At 50.6% G+C, this 241-nt stretch carries 1 protein-coding gene; it reads left to right on the top strand.

Going from position 1 to position 241, the window contains the following annotated elements; translation table 11 throughout:
- Positions 1 to 241, top strand: a 241-nt coding sequence (locus PPOP_RS18170) for a transposase (RefSeq protein ID WP_042228258.1), incomplete at both ends; no start/stop codon positions are given.

Below are 241 nucleotides of genomic sequence, written 5' to 3'. Positions count from 1 at the left end.
CACAGGTGCCGAAAATTGTGGAGCCGCTGAATCTTCTGAAAGAGACGATTGAGGATGATGTGGAGCAGCTGCGCCTTGCAGCAGATCCAGACGCGCGCGTGGGACACAAGAGCGCAGACAGCGCCTTTTTCGGTTACAAAACACATCTAGCGATGACCGAGGAACGACTTATAACGGCAGCTGTCATTACGACAGGTGAGAAAAATGATGGCAAGCAATTGCAGACACTGATCGAAAAAAG

Origin of the sequence: Paenibacillus popilliae ATCC 14706, assembly GCF_000315235.1 — a bacterium.
Taxonomy (GTDB): domain Bacteria; phylum Bacillota; class Bacilli; order Paenibacillales; family Paenibacillaceae; genus Paenibacillus_B; species Paenibacillus_B popilliae.
The sequence above is the reverse complement of the archived record's forward strand: the minus strand, read 5'-3'. Positions and strand labels throughout refer to the sequence as shown.